The 18,111-nt window shown below is 38.4% G+C and carries 19 protein-coding genes and 4 pseudogenes; 12 read left to right on the top strand and 11 right to left on the bottom strand.

The genetic code is table 11. The annotated features are described in order from the left end of the window. Positions 1-97: 97 nt before the first annotated feature. Both BA1DRAFT_RS19875 and BA1DRAFT_RS19870 read right to left on the bottom strand, forming a co-directional pair. A complete protein-coding gene (locus BA1DRAFT_RS19875; RefSeq protein WP_036782835.1) occupies positions 98-925 on the bottom strand; it encodes a hypothetical protein in 828 nt (275 codons plus the stop codon). Between the two features lie 368 nt (positions 926-1,293). Then, positions 1,294-2,001 carry a hypothetical protein gene (locus tag BA1DRAFT_RS19870; RefSeq protein ID WP_036782834.1) on the bottom strand — a complete coding sequence of 236 codons (708 nt, stop codon included), beginning with the start codon at positions 1,999-2,001 and terminating at the stop codon, positions 1,294-1,296. A gap of 604 nt (positions 2,002-2,605) precedes the next feature. Here BA1DRAFT_RS19870 and BA1DRAFT_RS19865 point away from each other — a divergent pair. The 3 genes and pseudogenes from BA1DRAFT_RS19865 to BA1DRAFT_RS19855 all read left to right on the top strand — a co-directional run bounded on the left by BA1DRAFT_RS19865 (position 2,606) and on the right by BA1DRAFT_RS19855 (position 4,821). Next, positions 2,606-3,292 (top strand): PAS domain-containing protein, encoded by a 687-nt coding sequence (locus BA1DRAFT_RS19865; RefSeq protein WP_036782831.1) that lies wholly within the window; start codon positions 2,606-2,608, stop codon positions 3,290-3,292. A gap of 38 nt (positions 3,293-3,330) precedes the next feature. After that, positions 3,331-4,120 (top strand): annotated as a pseudogene (locus tag BA1DRAFT_RS19860) (LuxR C-terminal-related transcriptional regulator). 35 nt (positions 4,121-4,155) lie between these two features. After that, positions 4,156-4,821 carry a PAS domain-containing protein gene (locus tag BA1DRAFT_RS19855; protein WP_036782829.1) on the top strand — a complete coding sequence of 222 codons (666 nt, stop codon included), beginning with the start codon at positions 4,156-4,158 and terminating at the stop codon, positions 4,819-4,821. A gap of 20 nt (positions 4,822-4,841) precedes the next feature. Here BA1DRAFT_RS19855 and BA1DRAFT_RS23645 read toward each other — a convergent pair whose 3' ends face one another. From BA1DRAFT_RS23645 to BA1DRAFT_RS24735, 3 genes and pseudogenes are all read right to left on the bottom strand, one after another. Further along, positions 4,842-4,994 (bottom strand): hypothetical protein, encoded by a 153-nt coding sequence (locus tag BA1DRAFT_RS23645; RefSeq protein WP_160170024.1) that lies wholly within the window; start codon positions 4,992-4,994, stop codon positions 4,842-4,844. Between the two features lie 308 nt (positions 4,995-5,302). Then, positions 5,303-5,569: a hypothetical protein gene (locus BA1DRAFT_RS19845; protein ID WP_036782823.1), complete on the bottom strand. Its 267-nt coding sequence runs from the start codon at positions 5,567-5,569 to the stop codon at positions 5,303-5,305. Positions 5,570-5,897: 328 nt separating this feature from the next. Then, positions 5,898-6,128, bottom strand: a pseudogene (locus tag BA1DRAFT_RS24735) (helix-turn-helix domain-containing protein); the annotation flags it as partial. Between the two features lie 152 nt (positions 6,129-6,280). Between BA1DRAFT_RS24735 and BA1DRAFT_RS21470 the strand changes: the two are divergent. Next, positions 6,281-6,679 carry a helix-turn-helix domain-containing protein gene (locus BA1DRAFT_RS21470; protein WP_051560879.1) on the top strand — a complete coding sequence of 133 codons (399 nt, stop codon included), beginning with the start codon at positions 6,281-6,283 and terminating at the stop codon, positions 6,677-6,679. Between the two features lie 120 nt (positions 6,680-6,799). Here the strand turns inward: BA1DRAFT_RS21470 and BA1DRAFT_RS24730 are convergent. The 5 genes and pseudogenes from BA1DRAFT_RS24730 to BA1DRAFT_RS19815 all read right to left on the bottom strand — a co-directional run. After that, positions 6,800-7,381: pseudogene (locus tag BA1DRAFT_RS24730) on the bottom strand (ISL3 family transposase); the annotation flags it as partial. Positions 7,382-7,489: 108 nt separating this feature from the next. Beyond that, complete coding sequence (locus BA1DRAFT_RS19830) at positions 7,490-7,732, bottom strand: DUF1456 family protein (RefSeq protein ID WP_036782819.1); 243 nt, start codon at positions 7,730-7,732, stop codon at positions 7,490-7,492. Beyond that, complete coding sequence (locus BA1DRAFT_RS19825; protein ID WP_036782816.1) at positions 7,722-8,234, bottom strand: hypothetical protein; 513 nt, start codon at positions 8,232-8,234, stop codon at positions 7,722-7,724. Before BA1DRAFT_RS19825 ends, BA1DRAFT_RS19830 begins: the two co-directional genes overlap by 11 nt. Before the next feature lie 741 nt (positions 8,235-8,975). Beyond that, positions 8,976-9,317 carry a hypothetical protein gene (locus BA1DRAFT_RS19820; RefSeq protein ID WP_036782812.1) on the bottom strand — a complete coding sequence of 114 codons (342 nt, stop codon included), beginning with the start codon at positions 9,315-9,317 and terminating at the stop codon, positions 8,976-8,978. A 336-nt stretch (positions 9,318-9,653) separates the two neighbouring features. Continuing rightward, positions 9,654-10,658, bottom strand: coding sequence for an IS110 family RNA-guided transposase (locus BA1DRAFT_RS19815; RefSeq protein ID WP_036782809.1), 1,005 nt, complete (start codon positions 10,656-10,658; stop codon positions 9,654-9,656). Between the two features lie 248 nt (positions 10,659-10,906). Between BA1DRAFT_RS19815 and BA1DRAFT_RS19810 the strand changes: the two genes are divergently transcribed. The 7 genes and pseudogenes from BA1DRAFT_RS19810 to BA1DRAFT_RS22790 all read left to right on the top strand — a co-directional run. Further along, positions 10,907-11,563 carry an IS1595-like element ISPlu21 family transposase gene (locus BA1DRAFT_RS19810; RefSeq protein WP_036782806.1) on the top strand — a complete coding sequence of 219 codons (657 nt, stop codon included), beginning with the start codon at positions 10,907-10,909 and terminating at the stop codon, positions 11,561-11,563. 590 nt (positions 11,564-12,153) lie between these two features. Then, entirely contained in the window at positions 12,154-12,531 is a 378-nt protein-coding gene (locus BA1DRAFT_RS21465; protein ID WP_051560877.1) for a hypothetical protein, read from the top strand. Then, positions 12,528-13,232 carry a StbB family protein gene (gene stbB / locus BA1DRAFT_RS19800; RefSeq protein WP_036782804.1) on the top strand — a complete coding sequence of 235 codons (705 nt, stop codon included), beginning with the start codon at positions 12,528-12,530 and terminating at the stop codon, positions 13,230-13,232. Before BA1DRAFT_RS21465 ends, stbB begins: the two co-directional genes overlap by 4 nt. 8 nt (positions 13,233-13,240) lie before the next feature. Further along, positions 13,241-13,801, top strand: a complete 561-nt coding sequence (locus BA1DRAFT_RS21460; protein ID WP_051560875.1) for a hypothetical protein — start codon at positions 13,241-13,243, stop codon at positions 13,799-13,801. 831 nt (positions 13,802-14,632) lie between these two features. Continuing rightward, positions 14,633-15,289 carry a ParA family protein gene (locus BA1DRAFT_RS19790; RefSeq protein ID WP_051560874.1) on the top strand — a complete coding sequence of 219 codons (657 nt, stop codon included), beginning with the start codon at positions 14,633-14,635 and terminating at the stop codon, positions 15,287-15,289. Between the two features lie 89 nt (positions 15,290-15,378). Further along, a complete protein-coding gene (locus tag BA1DRAFT_RS19785) occupies positions 15,379-15,678 on the top strand; it encodes a hypothetical protein (protein WP_036782801.1) in 300 nt (99 codons plus the stop codon). Positions 15,679-16,596: 918 nt separating this feature from the next. After that, positions 16,597-17,053: pseudogene (locus tag BA1DRAFT_RS22790) on the top strand (transposase); the annotation flags it as partial. 179 nt (positions 17,054-17,232) lie between these two features. On the opposite strand, the gene BA1DRAFT_RS23640 reads toward BA1DRAFT_RS22790, so the two are convergent. Then, positions 17,233-17,382 (bottom strand): hypothetical protein, encoded by a 150-nt coding sequence (locus tag BA1DRAFT_RS23640; RefSeq protein ID WP_160170023.1) that lies wholly within the window; start codon positions 17,380-17,382, stop codon positions 17,233-17,235. A gap of 167 nt (positions 17,383-17,549) precedes the next feature. On the opposite strand from BA1DRAFT_RS23640, the gene BA1DRAFT_RS19775 reads away from it, so the two are divergent. Further along, positions 17,550-18,111: recombinase family protein (locus BA1DRAFT_RS19775; RefSeq protein ID WP_036782799.1), on the top strand; the 562-nt coding region annotated here is incomplete at its 3' end.

Below are 18,111 nucleotides of genomic sequence, written 5' to 3'. Positions count from 1 at the left end.
TAATGAGGAAAATGGATGGCATTATGATTCATAATGAAAGGAACAAACCTCGTTAAAAATAACGAGGTTTGTCAGCGGTCTTAATATAATAGGATAATTACCTATTATATTTTAAAAATTCAAAATCGGTACTTACCGGTAGTTCAAGTCTTATAGCAATTTTCTCAAGTAAGTCAGCTCTCGGCTTCTTTGGGGTTGTTTTAAATACTCTGCAATCACTGTTGCCAACAAGAATAAATCCAAAACTAATTTTTTTAGTATATTTTTCAGCATCAGTAGCTATTCCTGCCGTATATTGTCTTCCAGTTTCTCTTCGGGCAGTTATAGCTTTTGCGGTAAAGTGTTTGAAAAACTCTTGTCCGCTTACGCTTAGACACACAACTGAAATAAAACCTTGTCCGAAGTTTCTTTGCTCAATGCTCGTTTTGGCACTCGCGAAACCCACTTTTTTTAATTTGGTTTCGTCTTTCTCTGTTAATGAAATTATGTCATCTCTTTGTTTCTTCTCACCTAGTAACGGTATTTCCCGCAAAACCACGTCTTTAATGGGGCTTAATGCAATAGATTGATAGGCGGTGTTTATAGATAAGCCAATACGATCAGCATATGAATAATACTGTACAAACCTAGCTGGTAGCTTTAACTTCTTGTTATCTTGTATAGCGTTTAAGTATAACTCACGAAGCTCTCTAATCTGCGACTCTAGCTTTTGTTCGTCACCGTGATGATAACCGATCCAACGAATCCAGCGTGGGGGTTTTTCTAATATTGCAGTCTGTGTTGTTATAATTTTGTACTTAGGCTCACAACCTTTTATGCCGTAGAGACAAGTGCTGTTTTCAGTGACATATTCAAAAAACTGTTTTTCGTATGTATAAAATTTGCGCCAATCAGCGCGTTTCTGTTTTGCTGACCGTTGAATCATATTGTTTTCTCTTAATATAATATGTTTATATCCTATTATATTATAGGAGAACAATAAATGCACAAAACGCTTTTTTTCTACCTCGCATTAATCCTAACATCATGCTTTCTTTACATTCACGCTAGGCGTGACTCTTCCTTTCTGTATTGATAAACTGTGAGCTGTTAGAGGCGTTGGATGAAAATCCTCACTAAGGCGGCTCTGACAGCCCCAAGGTGTAGGAGCCTTGGGGTATCTTTTTTTCTACCGATCAAAAAACTGGATACTGAGGTAATGTCTCTTCATTGTATTACCTTACTAAGTTGAATTTGGTTTGGCAATAGGAAATGCCGTAATTAAGGGAGAACTAACCCTCCCTTAATTCTAGGTTAAAAGACACTCAAATGAGTCTGCATGACTTTGAATTCAAGAGGTGTAATCTCAGATAAGCTTTCGCCTTTTTTATTGCTTTCACCCAGATAATTTACAAAGATTTCATCGAGACGTTTTTCCGGGTCATCACTTCCAGAGCATTTCATTAGAAAACAATGGCCGTATTCGTATTTGCCATTTTTGATATTTTTGATATTGCAAACGAAATATTGCTCTCTCTCTTCATGAGCTTTGCGTTCTGCTTCCAGAAAATCGCATAGATCATTCCAACGGATATGATCTTTTGAAACAACACAGGCGTGTCCACCAAAGGCATCTGTACGTTGTTTATTACTTGTATGGGCAGCTTGAATTTCTACCAAATAAGGAAGATCGAATGCGATGAGGACAGCCTGAGTAAAGATTGCTGCGTGTTCAGTGTTAATACTTTCACCGGCATGAATCCATAGACCATCTGGATAATTCTCTAATGTAAAATCCCATTCTAGAGAAAAACTGTCGTTATTCCGGTCAGGATGATTCTGAAAACAATGACGAATAATGCTCTCTTTTGGAGCAAATGCTTCATCCTTATGTTCTGAAATGACTGTTCTTGCAAATTCAGTGCATTCGCCATCAATATGTGTGAGTGCTTCAATTGCAACGGATGCTTGTTCCTCAGAACAGGGAACAATAAAGGAAGCTTCGGTATAATAATCAGCCATGTGGCACCTCACTAAGGTATGTTTGTGAAAGACCTGATATGTAGGAGTTATCAGGATATGTTTAAATTATACAGTCTAATAGACTGCATTCAAATTACTTTTTACACTATACGCTGGCAGTCTTGCTATTCGGAATTATATTTCAGGAAACTTGATTGGAACACAATGTTAGACAGTTAGCAAAAATATTCAATTTGAATGTCTGCCTGACGATATCAATGTATTCGATTATTGATTTAGCGAGAAGTTAAGCTGGCAATTAAGTAGTTATTCATATTCAAACATTATATTTAATTTTGTTACAATAAAAATTCGCATCAAAATATCTATATATACGATAAGCATTGTTTTTTAGACCGTTTTTTTTAATTTTTCCAAAATGAGCATATAAAAAACAAAAATCTATTAACCAACCGTTATTTAGATTAAGAATAGTTGATAACTAAAAATAATTATTTCCAAATGATATTATCACAATAATATATTGTTAATTATATAAAATGCATTTTATGTCAAATAATATAGCTATAGTTTTTGACGAAAAATTTATCCTGTCCTATTGTATAGTTATTTCAAAATTCTCTGATAAATTAAGGAGGTTTTTATGCCAAATAAAAGAAAGATGCCAAATATCGCTCCACAATTGATTAACATGTGGAAAAAAAGTAATGAACCGTGGGGCGCTAAAGATTGCCAATCAAGATTCATTTATGCTAACCCTGCCTTTTATCAACTGCTCAACCTTCCTGAAGATTTCGATATTATAGGATATTCTATGGGTGAATTACCCTCACCTATTGCTGAATATGCAGAAGAATTCCACCATCAGGAGCAAAAAGCTATCCGAACTATGCAACGCGTCACTTCACTGGAAGCTCATCAGTTTGGAGAAAGTAACGTCAAGCAAACCTATATTTGTGATAAGTTTCCCCTTTTTGATGAGAATAATGATTGTATTGGGATTTTCTTTCATATGTACAAAACTCAAGATTTTTCTGTTTCTTACTATTATGAGAGAACATCACCATCAATCTTGGAATTTATACCGCCTAATAATATATTGACGCAAACCGAATGGGAAGTGCTTTTCTTAACCTTACGCACACAAGATGAAGAGAATATCGGTAAAGAATTAATGATGAGCACAGAAGATGTTGTTGATCATATTCAGTCAATTTATCATAAATTTAATTTACCATTACACACAGAATTATCTGATTTCTGTAAGAAAAATAGCTATCACCTTTATATTCCAGAACGTTTTGTCACTATTGGTAGTAAAGAGTTATAAACCGTAATTACTAACTTAACTTTACAATAGGATTTCTTATGGACTACGCCAGCAAATTAAGTATTTCACCTCAAGTTATTAATACAATGGAGCAAAGTAATGAACCTTGGGGAATAAAAGATAAAAATTCATGCTGGATTTTTGGTAATCAAGCATGTAAATTTTTTCAAAATTTTGGCAACTCATTTGATTACGAAGGACGATATGATAATGAACTCCCTTGGGATGGAGCTGAGTTTGCAAAAGAATACGTTATTCACGATCAAAGTGTGATGAAGAACAAAACAAGAGTATGTTCCCTTGAAACTCACATGTATGGGAAAGACAAATTTCTATCGTCTTATTTTTGTGAAAAATATCCGCTATACAATAATGAATACGAGTGTGTAGGCACCATGTTTCATTGTTATAAAGTTGAAGATTTCTCATTTACCCGTTTGTTTCGTGGAAAACTGCCAGCATCAATATTATTCCAACCACCGACGGATTTATTTACTAAACGGGAATGGGATGTTATTTTCCTCATTTTACAAAAATATACTAGTAAACAAATCGGTAGGATGTTAAATATTTCCTACCGTACTGTTGAAACTCATCTCTCACGAATATATAAAAGGATTGATATTCACTCTAAATAGCTTTTCATAATTCTGCTACACATAACTCTCTTCAACCCATTGTTATATATGGGATTATGAGTGATATAAGATGTAGCACTATTTTAGAATCTTATTTAGTAACCAATTAGAAGAATATTGTCGCACGAATGACTATGATCTCTATGTTCCAGAAAGATTCGTGCGTGCAGAAAGTAAAATATTTTCTTAATTAATTCATAAATCACAAAAGGATTTTTAAAAAACATGAAGAACTGTAAAGTATCATCTCAAATCATTAACACAATGGAAATAAGCAATGAGCCGTGGGGCATAAAAGACCGTTCTTCATGTTTTATTTACGGCAATAAGGCATTAAGTTCTATTAAAAATTTCTCACAATCATTTGATTATAGTGGACTTTATGACCATGAACTCCCTTGGAATGGTGCTGAATTTGCAAAGGAATATATTCATCACGATCAAAAAGTTATGCAAAAAGAGCAAAGAATATGTTCACTTGAAACACATGTATTTGGTAAAAAACAAATCCTATCCTCTTATTTCTGTGAAAAAATGCCTTTTTATCATGAGGATGGAAGTTGTATAGGTGTTATATATCATTGTTGGGAAGCCACTAATTACTCATTAGTTAATCTATATCAATTTTACGATAAATTACCTGCATCTCTTCTGTTTCAGCCTCCAACTGATCTTTTTACTAAACATGAATGGGACATTATTTTTCTCTATGTACATAAATATACTATAAAACAGATTAAAGAAATGTTAAATATATCCTATTATGAAATTGATATTTACATGAAGCAAATATTTCGTAAACTAGATATCAATTCAATCACTCAGTTGGAAGAATATTGTCGAGTTAATTATTTTAATCGTTATATGCCTGAAAGATTTTTATTGACCTAAAAGCTATGAAAGCAAGAGGGTTAAATAATGGGGTTCTGGGTGAGTAGACCCGCCGGTTCCCCGGTCGGGTCCCTCCTCAGAACCGGACTTGCGGAACTACCGCATCCGGCTCCCGACAGATCTGTGTCCCCACAAATATTCAGCGAGTCAGTAACATTGATTGAGTCTTCCATTTATTTGGATAACCCAGCATTTCAGGATCAGATCCAGCCTTTTTGACTGAAATGAGTAATTTGCTGCCGATTCCGATTTCCAGAATTCTCTTTACATTAAATTGCGTTAAATGTTTTTTTGCTCCATGATATACCTTGCGATGATTACAGAAGGGGAATATAGTTGTTATACAGAATAACAATCGCACACATTGCAATGTACGCAAAAATATTTCTAATTGATTGCTTGTTATAAACAAGAATGCGAACGGACTGATATTTTCTCAGATACTTACTGGATATGGTAAGTGCATATTGAGATATTTTTATCACTGCTTATTAATCTGAGAAGTCCATTCATTCAACAACTGTTCAGCACTTGTTATATCAACATAATGCGGTACTTCTATATAAAAACGGCCTTGGTGATCTTTGATAAGAATTTCTTCACCAATAGTTCTAATATGCAATCCTTTATAATTGGCCCCTAGCCCCATTGGAGCATCCCAATATTCCGGGCAATGTTTTCTAATCTTTGCAACATCGTGTTCATAAGCGCCAGCAAGACATTTTTTACTGATGCCCGTTGTTTGCAATATTTCTCTAATAAGTGCATGCCTGCACGTTTCTTCAGCATTTTCAGCAGCGCGGGCCTAGCATTTTATTACGCTCACTCATGACAGTAGCGTCACGTAGAAATGGCAGAATGCCATATTTTAACAAGCAGTAAGTCTGTCCAATTGCATTTTTTTCATTGTGGCTTGTTGCAACATCGAACATATCTCCAATTTTCTCAACTAGTGCATTCTCTGCATCAATCTGAATTTGTTTAATCATGCTACTGGTATTAATATCTCTGAGTTCGTGATCACCATCTATTCGGGTAGCTTTTTGAGTGACAACATTGGGAGTAGAGCATTCATTCTGATTGGTTTGTTTTTGATAACGAGAGGGCCAAATATCTGATGGATGTAAATCCAATTCAGAGGCAATTATCTTTTCTCCCTTTGGATAATGACGTATCAAGGCATTATTCAGAGTAGATGGTGCTAATCCTACTTTGCGAGAAACGGCGGCTAGTGTTGTTCCTCGCTTTTTTAGAGCAGCGATAATGTCTGTCGGGTGCCAATCTTCTTGTTGTTTGTTCGTTTGCATTGTGAAATCCTATAAGGCTCATTAGTTAAAGGTAGTCTTTTTGATTATCTATGTGAGTATGAATGTATCGTCAAAAAATCCGAATGTAAAGATATTTTTCGTATTATTTGACGATATGGTTTTATAAAAAATAGTTTCAACCAGGATTAAAAATGTCTTATAGAAAAATTAGTGAGGAACAGGTAAGAAAATTTGGTGAGAGATTGAAAATCGCAATGAATGGAATGTCTAATAATGCATTTGCAAAACAATGTGGTTGGTCTGAAAAAGTTATACGAAATTATTTAAATGGAGAGAGTTATCCAGCTATTGATCGGCTAGCAATTATAGCAAATGTTAGTGGATGTGCTGTAAGTTGGTTAGTATCTGGAGAAAGTAACGATATATCTGACATTTTTACTAGTTACAATTCTAGTGTATCGTCTCCAACACGAGCAACCCACGAACAGCAAAAAGTGTGGAAAAATATACTAGATAAGATGACACAAGAAGAAAGAAAAGCAGTCATCGACAGAGTTTTTAAATACGGTATCAATGCATTCCTAAGATAACTAAGCTTTTACCAAAGCTTATCGTTTGATAGGCCAAATTATGTATTAACTCTGATTATTGACAAAGTGCTGGTTCTTTTATTCGGCACTTTGTTTTAGGATTGTAGGGTTGAAACAGGACTATAGACGTCCTGCCTTAATCTCTCGTACCAGTGTTGATATGTCCGCACCGCAGTTGGTTGCTGGCACTGCCTCAGCAACGCCATAGTGAGTCATCTTACTCATTACCCCTTAATATGGACTCCCCTGAACGATCAACAGATTAAGTTGTTCAGACTTTCGGTGTAGGCGTTGGTAATGTGTTGATCAAAATAGGCGAATATATCGTCATGCCAATTACCTATCGCCTTAATCAGCGGGTCGAAATACGCTTTCATTTTCTGGTGTTACCTGTTTCAGCCAGGTGTAATATGCTTCCTGCGCTTGGTACTACGTATGACAATTCCAAATCTCGAAAAACGCCTCTTTCAGTTTGTAGGCCGATCTTTGGGTAGTTCAGAGTCCAGCCGGAAAAGCTCATACATTCAGCGTATGTCAGTTCATGACAGCACTTAAGCCTTCGACGCTGTACTGTGTCAAGACGATTCTGATGACCTTTCTGGTCCGTTCCAGAGATTCGTTCGTCATTCGTACAACATGAAACTTGTCTATGATCACGGTGGCGTCAGGGATTATCGTAGTCACAGCATCACGGTATGGACGATTGATGTGCGCTTACTAAAAGCTTTCGTTAATGTATTTAATGCACTTACATTATTTCCAAAAATAACTATACTTTTTGATATCAAGTATCAAATGCTTCTCTTTTTTTTATTCTTCGACTAGTCTTTCTTCTTTTAATGCGTCAATAAAATCCCGCAACGCCCGTTCCGGCATCGGTCGGAAATCGCGGGTGACACCACCCGCTTTTTTGCTCCAAGAGTAAATCTTAGCGCGACTGACATCCCAACCTTTACGGGCGAATAATTCAATCAGGTAATCTTTATCGCGGTGAATACGGAGCATCAAACATAGCTCTTTAAAAACATCATTCGTGGCAATATTACTTGACATAAAACAAAGATCCTTCGTGTATATGGGGAGAATAAAGTGACGTGAACTGCGCCGCTCTCAGATTTTTCACTGAACGGGACAACCTGAACGAACGGAGATGAACGGGTGCCCCCGCCGCCGTCAGATCGCCCGCCACCTCGATAGTCAAGCCAGCTCGCTGAATGCTGTGGCACAGGCCGATCACGTTGCCATCTTGCATGATGGCGGCCTCTGTCGCACCGGCTAGCAACGTATTGAGAGAGTTATGACGCTGCTGCGCCCGCTCCAAGGCCGCTTGTGCACGCCTTTTGGCGGCAGCCAACGCTTCAACCCTAGCATCCTCATCAAGGGAAATAAACACATTCAACATTTTAATCAGCGCGGCTAACGATGTGAAACCGCCTTTATAGCTCTCGTCATACCATAGCTCAAAGCCGATATCAACCTCAATAACGTCAAAATGCAGGATGCGAGCAATAGATTTAACATCGGAGAGGGACGCGGTATTTGGAATAGTTTTCATGATAATATCCTGTACGGTTATTACGTTAAGTTTGGGTTCCGCTGCCTGTACGGCAGTAAGTTTTATATGCAGAGAATAACATATTTGTCACCACTGTCAATAAAATAACTTAACAATTGACGGCGATACTAACCTGCATTCATCACACTTTTCGTCTTACATTACACTGAATATCTCTGATCCCCGGTCACTCAAAGTGATATACTGAAACGTTCAGTCAGGAGGATCATGCTATTTCACCAAGAAGCATTGAATAATCACAAGATATAGTGGCGTGAAGGTTGCACAGTTTTTCCTCCATCCTGTTAGGCTATCAGTCTAAAGTCACGGCGGTCTAAAGCCGCATCTTAGCCTTATGAATTCATCTATGGACGCTTAGATGCGTGTATATATAAATATATTGTGTGGTTTTGTTTTGAACGACATGGCTTGTAATCACTGCAAATTGAGATATTTTAAAAGTAAGTACAGAAAAATTTAAACATTAATTATTTTTATTAAACCTGTGGATTTATAGACAACATAACTGCACAGGTTTAAATATTATGAGACTAACTTGAAATTAAAATAACTCTATATCCACTATATAAATCTCTGTACATTATTAACCACTTAGTAAAAAATAATAATATAAAATTATTGAATTAATTCTAGTATTGAATTTTTTCATGCATACAAAAAAATCAACCATTTAAAATGGAATGTAAGTCTAAATTTTTTTGTTTCTACTTATTTGATATATCAAGATACGAAAACATCTATTGATGTTTTGTTATTAATCAACTCTGTTGTTATTATCAAACTGAAATGTTTATATTTATAAGATGATACATATTTCCCTGTTTTTTTTTCTAAAGATTTTTTAGATTTAACAATAGTTTCTACATCGGTTTCTGAAAAATCACCGTATCTATGTCTAGTCAGATAAATATCTAAGCAAATATTGTGATTTTTACATATGTCTTTAGCCGCATCAGATAAATTTTCTAACCCATTAAAATCTAAACAAATTTCTTCACCTAAATTTGATAGACACTGTTCAATTTTAAGTGCGCCGATAGAATTTTGAACATATTCCATCATTGCATTAAGATCTGCATCTGATAAGCAACGTGTATTCTGAAATGAGGACTCTAATAGATATAAAAATCTATGGTCACCCCCCGTTTTTGCAACACAAATTTTGATGTATGGTGGGCTTGCGTAAATCTATTCGGCGTCTGGTGAGCAGTCATGCCCGCGCCACGATGAGTTCCGTGCCTGCCGAACCTTAAAAACCGGTCGGCTTCAGAGAGCCATTTTTTATATCAGGTTCATCAGCAGGCCGATATGCCGTTCATGTCATCAATTATCTGTCGTCGCAAAACCAGATGGTAACTGCTTAACTTACTGAGCTAACGCCGTTTTTCGTTGGCTCTTTTATTTAATGAACACCGTCTGATGTGCCGTAACGGCCCAGGCTATTCGTGCCAGTTTATTCGCCAGCGCGCACGCCACAACGTTCGAGTGATGGCGGGCAAGCTGCCTGTTCACCCACTCTGCCAGACGCCCTGGATTATGCTCCAGCCGCTGCATAAAGACCCTGGCACACTGTACCAGCCGCCGCCTCAGATTTTTATCACCCCGCTTGCTGATGCCCATCAGTGTCGTTTTTCCACCCGTGCTGTACTGGCGGGGAGCCAGCCCTGTTGAAGCCGCAAAGTCACGGCTGCTGGCATAGTTTTTACCGTCCCCCAGCCGCATGGCTAACAGACTCGCCGTTACCGGCCCAACGCCAGGAATGGTCAGCAGGCGTTGCGCGGTTTCATCTTCCGCCAGATGCGTTTTCAGTTCCTTATCGACTTCCTCAGTTTCTCCGCTGAGGTAAACATAATGACTGTGGAGTCTGCTCAGAACCCTTGCCAGATAAGGCGGAAAGTCATTTTCTTCCAGCACAGCGGCCAGACGTCGTATCACGGCAATACCGCGCGGCAGACTGACGCCGAACTCCAGCAAAAAAGCGTGCATCTGATTGGTGGTTTTAACGCGTTGCCGTATCAGTGAGTCTCTGACGCGATGGAGGGCGGCCATCGCCTGTTGGTCTTCTGTGCGGGGGGGCACAAAGCGCATGGAGGGCCGGGAAGCTGCCTCGCAGATAGCTTCAGCATCGACAAAATCGTTCTTGTTACTCTTAACAAAAGGACGGACGAACTGCGGAGAAATCAGCTTTGCCTCATGGCCTAAATCAGCGATCCGGCGAGCCATAAAGTGCGCCCCACCGCAGGACTCCATCACTACGGTTGCAGCCTTGCAGGAACCGAGAAAATTAATAAGCTGAGTGCGGGAAAACTTCTTACGCAGCAGGGCGTTACCCTGCCTGTCCTGACAGTGGACATGGAAGGAATGTTTACTGAGATCGATACCAATAAGCGTAACGTTTTGCATGATGGTTCCCTCTAAAATAAAATACCCTGCTAGCGTACCTCTCACAGGGTGGGGGTGACCATCTCATTAACAGTGGTGTGATCTATCAAATATCTTTATCAATTGATCAGCAAAATCACCGAGCTTATAAGGACAATTTTCTATTCCCAATGAACCATTTGAATATGTAGCTTCTCTCCACATCTTTATTCTTTTCCATATAAAATGTTAGGGGCTGTCCTAGATAAGTAATTTGATCTAGGATATCCATGAGAAAAAGTCGGATTAGCCAATACAAGCAAAAACGTCTTCAGGAGCTCTTTGTGGCAGGGGCTACAGCTCGCACTGCGGCTGAGTTAGTGGGGGTCAACAAAACGACTTCAGCTTACTATTTTCACCGCCTCAGAGTCCTTATCGCTGATTATGTCGATGAACACTCCATGTTTGAAGGTGAAGTCGAGATAGACGAAAGCTATTTCGGGGGTAAACGTAAGGGAAAACGCGGGCGAGGTTCAGCCGGAAAAGTCCCTGTTTTCGGGCTTCTCAAGCGAGGTGGCAAGGTCTACACCCGCCTAATACCTAACGCCAAATCCGATACCTTGATTCCGATAATCACGGCGAAAATTAAGCCTGACAGCCTGGTCTACACAGACAATTTTGCCAGCTATGATGTGCTGGACGTGTCCGATTTTAAACACTATCGAATTAACTATAGCACGGAGTTTGTAGACGCTAAAAATGGTCAAAATCATATCAATGGGATAGAGAACTTTTGGAACCAAGCCAAACGTCATCTGCGTAAATTTAATGGCATACCAAAGGAACATTTTGAGCTCTTTCTCAAGGAATGTGAGTGGAGATTTAATACACCGGGTGTAAAAGACCAATTATATATTCTAAAACAAATAGTTAAGGGAAAAATATAATCGCTATCTAGGACAGCCCCAATATCAGTATAAACATTGCATATCGTTCTTGCCCATTATCCGGTATAATATTATAAACAGCTTCAATTAGCTATAAATTCCCATCAAGAATAATTCGCTCATCCAATTCATCCCTATTAGCCCCTGATTTAATTCCTTCTTCTAAATATTTCTTTACACCGTTATTGTGTCCATTGCATCTAATCATGCATAGTCTACTGCCTTTTTCATAAGCGATTTAATATGAGACAATACATTTAAAAAAAGAATATTTTTACTATCTGAGACTTTCCCTGATTTACGAGCAATAAATAATTTTTTTCAAATGAGGAAAAACCATCAACGGATATACTCAACGTTTCATTTAGCACGAACGACGTATGCGAAATCCCACGGAAATTTTGTATACCGTCGGTCACGTGCTTCTGCTGCAATCCTATACATCTCCACAGGGTAGCATAAAGGGTATTAATTAGGGTACATAAAACTTGGCAGGGTATATTAAAGGGTATACATTAGGTTACATAAATTGATGAAAGGGTACATTTTGAGGTAATATAAAGGGTAAAATAACTTCATCGGAGATAGATATGCTTGAATCAACCTTACTCAATCTAATTGAGGCAATAAACAGTCAGACATTCAAGAGTAAACAAGCCTGTTTTGATTATTACTTAGACGATTTATTGGCTGTCAAAAAATACTATTCATGGCAAAATATTGCTGATCACATCAACTTTAAAACGAAAGAATCCTTATCATTAGAAACCTATAAGGTTATGCTAAAAAAAGCAAAAAGCAGAAAGAAACATTCCAGTAATAAAGGAACCACAAATAATGTAAATAATCTACCAAAGGCTCATAGCGAAGCGAAAAAAATAATACGCACTCCCTATGACTTAAAACAGCTTAGAAAACAATCTATCAATTTAGAAGAATTGCAAAATCTATCAGGAGATAAAAAATGAAAGTAGCTATTCTTAATTATACAGGTACTGTGGGGAAAACTACTGTTGCCGCTCATTTACTTTCACCTCGCATGAACGATGCACCTGTATATGCTATTGAGTCCATCAATGAAACAGCCGAAGGTTTAGGCTTAGATGTTGAAAAAATGAAAGGAAACAAATTCCGTGAATTATTCAAGAAAATAATGCTTGAAGATGATGCTATCATAGACATAGGCGCATCAAATATCGAAGACTTTATGAACAACATGATAAAATTTGATGACTCTCATGAAGAAATAGATTTTTACGTCATACCAGTTACATCTGGAACTAAAGAGCAAAAAGAAACATTATTAATGATAAACACACTATCAAGCATTGGCATCCCCAAAGAAAAGATAAAAGTAGTATTTAACCGAGTAGAAAGTGATGTGGACGAAGAATTCAATTTCGTAATTGCTCACTATAAAAAAGAGAAGAGTTTTACACTTAACAAAAAATGTACGATCTATGAAAACGAACTCTTTGATGCTTTATCAATTAAAGGATTAACTGTTGATGCCTTGCTTTCTGATACCACCGACTATAAATCTTTATTGAAAAGTAATAAAGAAGCTAGCGAATCAGAACGCAATAACTGGTCAGATATGTTTGTCTTAAAATCACTCGCTAAAGGTGTAAAAAGAAACCTTGACGACGTTTACGCCAATCTTTTTTAAGGAACAGCATGCGAGACGATAAAAGAATCCCCAGAACAGCACGTGATGCACTCATAATAGAGTTATTGGGTGATGTAGGTACTATCCATGACCAGATAAAAAACCTACCAGCAGAAATTGAACTGGCGATAAGTGGTTCAATCAAGCTGGTAGCTGATGCTGTAGAAGATGCGGAAAATACTGCATTGAAGCTAGCAAAGAGTATCGAAGTCAAAAAAAATACGACAATCAAAGATATTGATGAGGCTGTTAAAAATAGCCTTGAACAATATACTACCAAGATATTCTCAGATATAGATGAGAAAGTTAAATCCTTTGATTTGGCTGATCCTAAAGGGCGACGATTATCTTTTATCCTGGCGATAACGTTAATAATTGTTTCTTTCTGCTTTGCCGCCGCAATATATGGTATCCACACTGGTGCAAACTCCAGGATAGATGAGCTGAACTTGATTATTTCAGCACAGGATACAAAGGAGAAAAGAGGATTATCGGCTCTTACTCCGCAGGCAAGAGAACAATATCAGGCCGCAGCCCAAAACACCTCATCAAACTTATTAACAAAATGAATATATGACTTAACGACCATTGTCGGCAAAAAATAGAAGATGAACATGAACAAAGAACAAATCGATTTAACAGGGCTGTGCAAATACTCAAGGGCCAGCTTGTCACGGTACCAAAAGATGATGGCACGGCAACATACATAGCCATCTGTGACTGATAGCTTATCAGCGCTCTAAAATAGAGCGGGTATGAAATACCTGCTCTATTTTTATCGTATTGCCGCCAGTGATAACCATGCTAAGTGAAGAAAATATCGCTTCAATTTCAAAAGCACAGCCCCCCTAAGCCACCGGCAGCAAGCGGTCATCGTAAAGATCCCAGAAATCACGCCCCTGACGTCGCTCCGCGCCATCAGGCCCTCTCACCGAGAGTGGACTCCCATAAGCTTAACTAACCAGAATCATCGCGGAAAATCTGTATAGCTTAGCAGGGATGGGAAAGTGTTAAGTGATCCGTACCGGCTTACGCCGGACTTCGGCAGATAACCAACTGTGCCATATACAATATTCTTGTACCACCTTCTATGCGCATGAAAAAATCTACAACTAGGCGGGTAATGCCAGCATTTTTTAATGGCCGCCGCTGCCGGTTGTGTTGTTCTACTATCAATTAATCAATAAAAAAGCTAACGGTACACCAAAACTAACTGAAGTAAGTACGATGTACATACAAAATAAATATATTATAAATACATTACACATACAAAAATGTATTTACATTGTATGTCTATTGGGATATAAATACAATGTATGTACACACATGAACATACATTGCACAGCTAATGTAAATACACTCAGTACAGCAATACGACGTATGTACAAGCGAGGTTAAAGATGGGCATGGTAATTGTGGTTATATCAGATAAAGGCGGCGTAGGCAAAACAACAACTGTAGCGAATACAGCAGTAATGGTTCAGCACCGTGGACAAAAAGTAGGACTTCTAAAATCAGATAAAAACCCTGACCTTATGAACTGGAGGAAAAAACGCCTAGAGAACGGGTTGACCGATATCCCTGTATTTGAGGCATATGGTAATCACGTAGCCAAAGAAATTGACCGAATTAAGAAATTTTTTGACGTAGTGTTTGTAGATTGCGCAGGGCATGATTGTGCAGAGTTTCGTAGCGCCGCATCTGTCGCAGATATTCTTCTTACCTGTGTAAAACCCTCTTCTGCGTTTGAGCGCGAAACTTTAACTGGACTATCAGAGACAATCAATAAAGTCCGTTCCCATAACCCAACCCTGCAAGCCTGGGTTGTCCAAACTCGTGTTAAGCAAAACAAGATTCCTGATGCTATCGAGCTCGATAAAGAGTTACGAAGTGATCCGGCTTTCGTACAGCCTTTAAAGAGCCGCATATCAGAATTTGATGTTTTTGAATCCGCATGTAACGTAGGGGCAGGCATTCATGATGTTGCTCGCGCATCTTCACTAAGCAAAGCAAAAGCACAGATTGAGCTAATGGCTAAAGAAATCGGTCTTATTTGACAAGGCAAATACATTGTACTTACCTTGTATTTACATAAATATAGCATTACAATGTACATACAACGAATGTATATCTGAGGTAAATGATAATGACCATAAAACTAAAACGCCCAGCAAACGCAATCCCAGTGAATGAATCATTGCCAGTTCCAAGTGCAGCAGAAAGAGCTCGTTTCATTGCTGATGGAGATCGCCGTCCATCTTCCGTCTCAAACAAAGCCGTTCCTTCTACTTTCCGTTTGCCCCTGTGGGTAATTGATATTCTGGAGACTGAAGCTGAAAGAACAGGACATAACAAAACAGACGTGCTCAAAGCAATGGCATACGGTTTAAGTGTTACGGATGAAAATCAGATCAACATCTGGTTACTGGAATCACGTAAAAAGTAACGCACATACAATGATAATACATCATACATACAAAAACGTATTTCTATTGTATTTACATATGCATTACATCGTATGTTTTTGCGAAGGTAAACAAAATAGAACATATAACGACTGGAGACAACAGAGTCCAGCCTTAACGTTGCGTTGATACGTCCGGTCATGTATTCGTAGCTCAGGGAGGGTTGGAAAAAAGAAGTTGCCAAATATTTTGGATATTGGTTAAGTCGTCACTTGTAACATGAACAATTAAAAGAGGAATTACTTGATCGTCGTAAGTGGGAAGATTTATTTATACTACAATTAGATAAATTTGAGGATTATTTACCTGAGCCTAATGATCTATACCCGTGCTCATTGAAACTGCTTGATTTTCCCCAAAATGAGGATCATGGTATCAGTCATGAAAATATTCATTACCGATGAACAAAAAGCCGAACTTGAACACCTCCATCACACCTGCCGTGATAAGAGAGCTTGCCGGGAACCTGTCGGGCCGTATTAATGACAATTTCCAGGTTCTGAATCCTGCATCTTCAAGTTAAACGGGTATATAAGTGTTCACATGTAGACTTAAGTCTTTAAGAGTCGTATACTGCATCCGTACTACTGAACAAGTAGCTTAGAAATATTTAGTTCAACCTATACCAAACTGCTGTACAGGCAGCTTAGAAACATGTTTCTTTAGTCTTAAGTAGAAACACACTGCCGAACAGGCAGAAGCCGGTTTCCCGGCTTCAGATTATTGACAAAGTGCTGTTTTTTTATCCGGCACTTTGTTTTAATTAAGTTCCGTTCACCAAACGGAGCCTGCTGTTATTGATTTCGAATTCATCCGCGAATGAGTCACGCCTTTGTATTGTCATAATAATGGCCAACCAGCTATCGATCTCCCGTTATGTTGCTTAAGATGATGTTTGGCGTCAACTGGCGCGTTTTTCCCTCAACTCCCTCGCAGTTGGGCTGAATGCAGGCTATTTTACGGCACCGGTTTGTTACCTGACGGAACAGTCAGGTATTATCCCCATCATGGGTTATCGCCAGCCGAATAAGGGGCCGAACACCTTTCAGAAGAAAAATTTTACCTATGACAAATTGCAGGATTGTTATATCTGCACGCACACAAAAAGCGGAAAAACAATAACCCGTCATATCTGGGAGGCCAGAAAAAACCGGCTAACAGAATAGGGTAAAAAAATTTACAAGCGACGAAAGGAGACGATAAAGCTCAGTTTTGCGGATGCGAAGCAACATCACGGACACCGTTCTGCCCGTTTTCGCGGGTTGCAGAAAGTGCAAATACCTTGTCTTTTGGCGGCAACCCGCTCAAAATATCAAGAAGATAGCATTGCTGGTCGCAATGTTTTATTTTCAATGAGGTTTGTCAGCGGTCTGAAGTCAGTTTCCCAGTTTTCACTTTACTTTGGACAATCGCTAATTGAATATGTCATGGCGTACTGGTCCTCAGCAATTACCATTAAAGTTTACAGATTTGGGGGTTATTCCACAGGGTCCCGTAGTTTCTGTATCGAGATAAGCATATGTAAACCCCAAATTTTAAGCTTGACGCTCATCTTGTTTTTTCTGTACCACAGCAAGCAGAGAAGTGTTTTGCGCTTGCATGGCCTCCAGTTGCCCAACTGTTTTAGCAGAAATTTCTCTGGCTTCTGTCACTTCACGATGAGCCGCATCAAGTTCTAATTTCAACTGCTTTAACAACTCATCATTACGGTCAGCATTTTGTTTAGACTGCGTTCGATAATCAACGTATACCCTAATGACATGTCTTAAAATTACACATAAAATCTATTTTGTCATAACTTAAATGTCATGTAGATTATTGTCATTACCTATATGTCACAAAAGGTCAAAAAATGTACATATTTGGATACCTCCGGGCATCGACACACGAGCAAGATGCCAATCGTGCAAAAAATCGCCTAAAGCAATTTGTGGAAGAAAAAGGTTATCGGATCGCAGGCTGGTATATTGAAAACGTTTCAGGAGCATCATTGAAACGTCCTGAGCTAATTAGACTACTAGATGATGCTGCACCAGGTGATGCAATCCTAATTGAACAAGTAGATCGACTTTCTAGATTGAATGATGATGGCTGGAGTTGTTTAAAAGGGCTAATTAGTGAAAAAAACCTATCAATTATCAGCCTTGATCTTCCAACAAGCCATATTGCTTTGACAAAAGATTCAAATGATGATTTCACCGCTGCAATGCTGAAAGCGATTAATAGTATGATGCTGGATATGCTTGCAGCAATAGCTCGTAAAGATTATCAAGATCGCCGACGAAGACAAGCAGAAGGTATAGAAAAAGCCAAGCAAGCAGGAAAATTCAGAGGCAGACCAGCCGATCAAAATTTACATCAGAGGATATATGAATTACGTATCTCAAATGGCTTAAGTATCAAAAATACGGCTC

It is taken from the genome of Photorhabdus aegyptia (assembly GCF_000612035.1).
GTDB classification, from domain to species: Bacteria; Pseudomonadota; Gammaproteobacteria; order Enterobacterales; family Enterobacteriaceae; genus Photorhabdus; species Photorhabdus akhurstii.
Note: the sequence above shows the minus strand (reverse complement) of the source record. Positions and strands in the feature narration are given on the sequence as shown.

Bases quoted from the DNA above. Each gene is read 5' to 3' on its own strand.
- BA1DRAFT_RS19875 (WP_036782835.1), bottom strand. From the start codon at position 925: ATGATTCAACGGTCAGCAAAACAGAAACGCGCTGATTGGCGCAAATTT.
- BA1DRAFT_RS19820 (WP_036782812.1), bottom strand. From the start codon at position 9,317: ATGATGGAATATGTTCAAAATTCTATCGGCGCACTTAAAATTGAACAG.
- BA1DRAFT_RS19830 (WP_036782819.1), bottom strand. From the start codon at position 7,732: ATGTCAAGTAATATTGCCACGAATGATGTTTTTAAAGAGCTATGTTTG.
- BA1DRAFT_RS19855 (WP_036782829.1), top strand. From the start codon at position 4,156: ATGAAGAACTGTAAAGTATCATCTCAAATCATTAACACAATGGAAATA.
- BA1DRAFT_RS23645 (WP_160170024.1), bottom strand. From the start codon at position 4,994: ATGGAAGACTCAATCAATGTTACTGACTCGCTGAATATTTGTGGGGAC.
- BA1DRAFT_RS21460 (WP_051560875.1), top strand. From the start codon at position 13,241: ATGCGAGACGATAAAAGAATCCCCAGAACAGCACGTGATGCACTCATA.
- stbB (WP_036782804.1), top strand. From the start codon at position 12,528: ATGAAAGTAGCTATTCTTAATTATACAGGTACTGTGGGGAAAACTACT.
- BA1DRAFT_RS19810 (WP_036782806.1), top strand. From the start codon at position 10,907: ATGAGAAAAAGTCGGATTAGCCAATACAAGCAAAAACGTCTTCAGGAG.
- BA1DRAFT_RS19790 (WP_051560874.1), top strand. From the start codon at position 14,633: ATGGGCATGGTAATTGTGGTTATATCAGATAAAGGCGGCGTAGGCAAA.
- BA1DRAFT_RS21465 (WP_051560877.1), top strand. From the start codon at position 12,154: ATGCTTGAATCAACCTTACTCAATCTAATTGAGGCAATAAACAGTCAG.
- BA1DRAFT_RS21470 (WP_051560879.1), top strand. From the start codon at position 6,281: ATGTCTTATAGAAAAATTAGTGAGGAACAGGTAAGAAAATTTGGTGAG.
- BA1DRAFT_RS19870 (WP_036782834.1), bottom strand. From the start codon at position 2,001: ATGGCTGATTATTATACCGAAGCTTCCTTTATTGTTCCCTGTTCTGAG.
- BA1DRAFT_RS19815 (WP_036782809.1), bottom strand. From the start codon at position 10,658: ATGCAAAACGTTACGCTTATTGGTATCGATCTCAGTAAACATTCCTTC.
- BA1DRAFT_RS19865 (WP_036782831.1), top strand. From the start codon at position 2,606: ATGCCAAATAAAAGAAAGATGCCAAATATCGCTCCACAATTGATTAAC.
- BA1DRAFT_RS19785 (WP_036782801.1), top strand. From the start codon at position 15,379: ATGACCATAAAACTAAAACGCCCAGCAAACGCAATCCCAGTGAATGAA.
- BA1DRAFT_RS19825 (WP_036782816.1), bottom strand. From the start codon at position 8,234: ATGAAAACTATTCCAAATACCGCGTCCCTCTCCGATGTTAAATCTATT.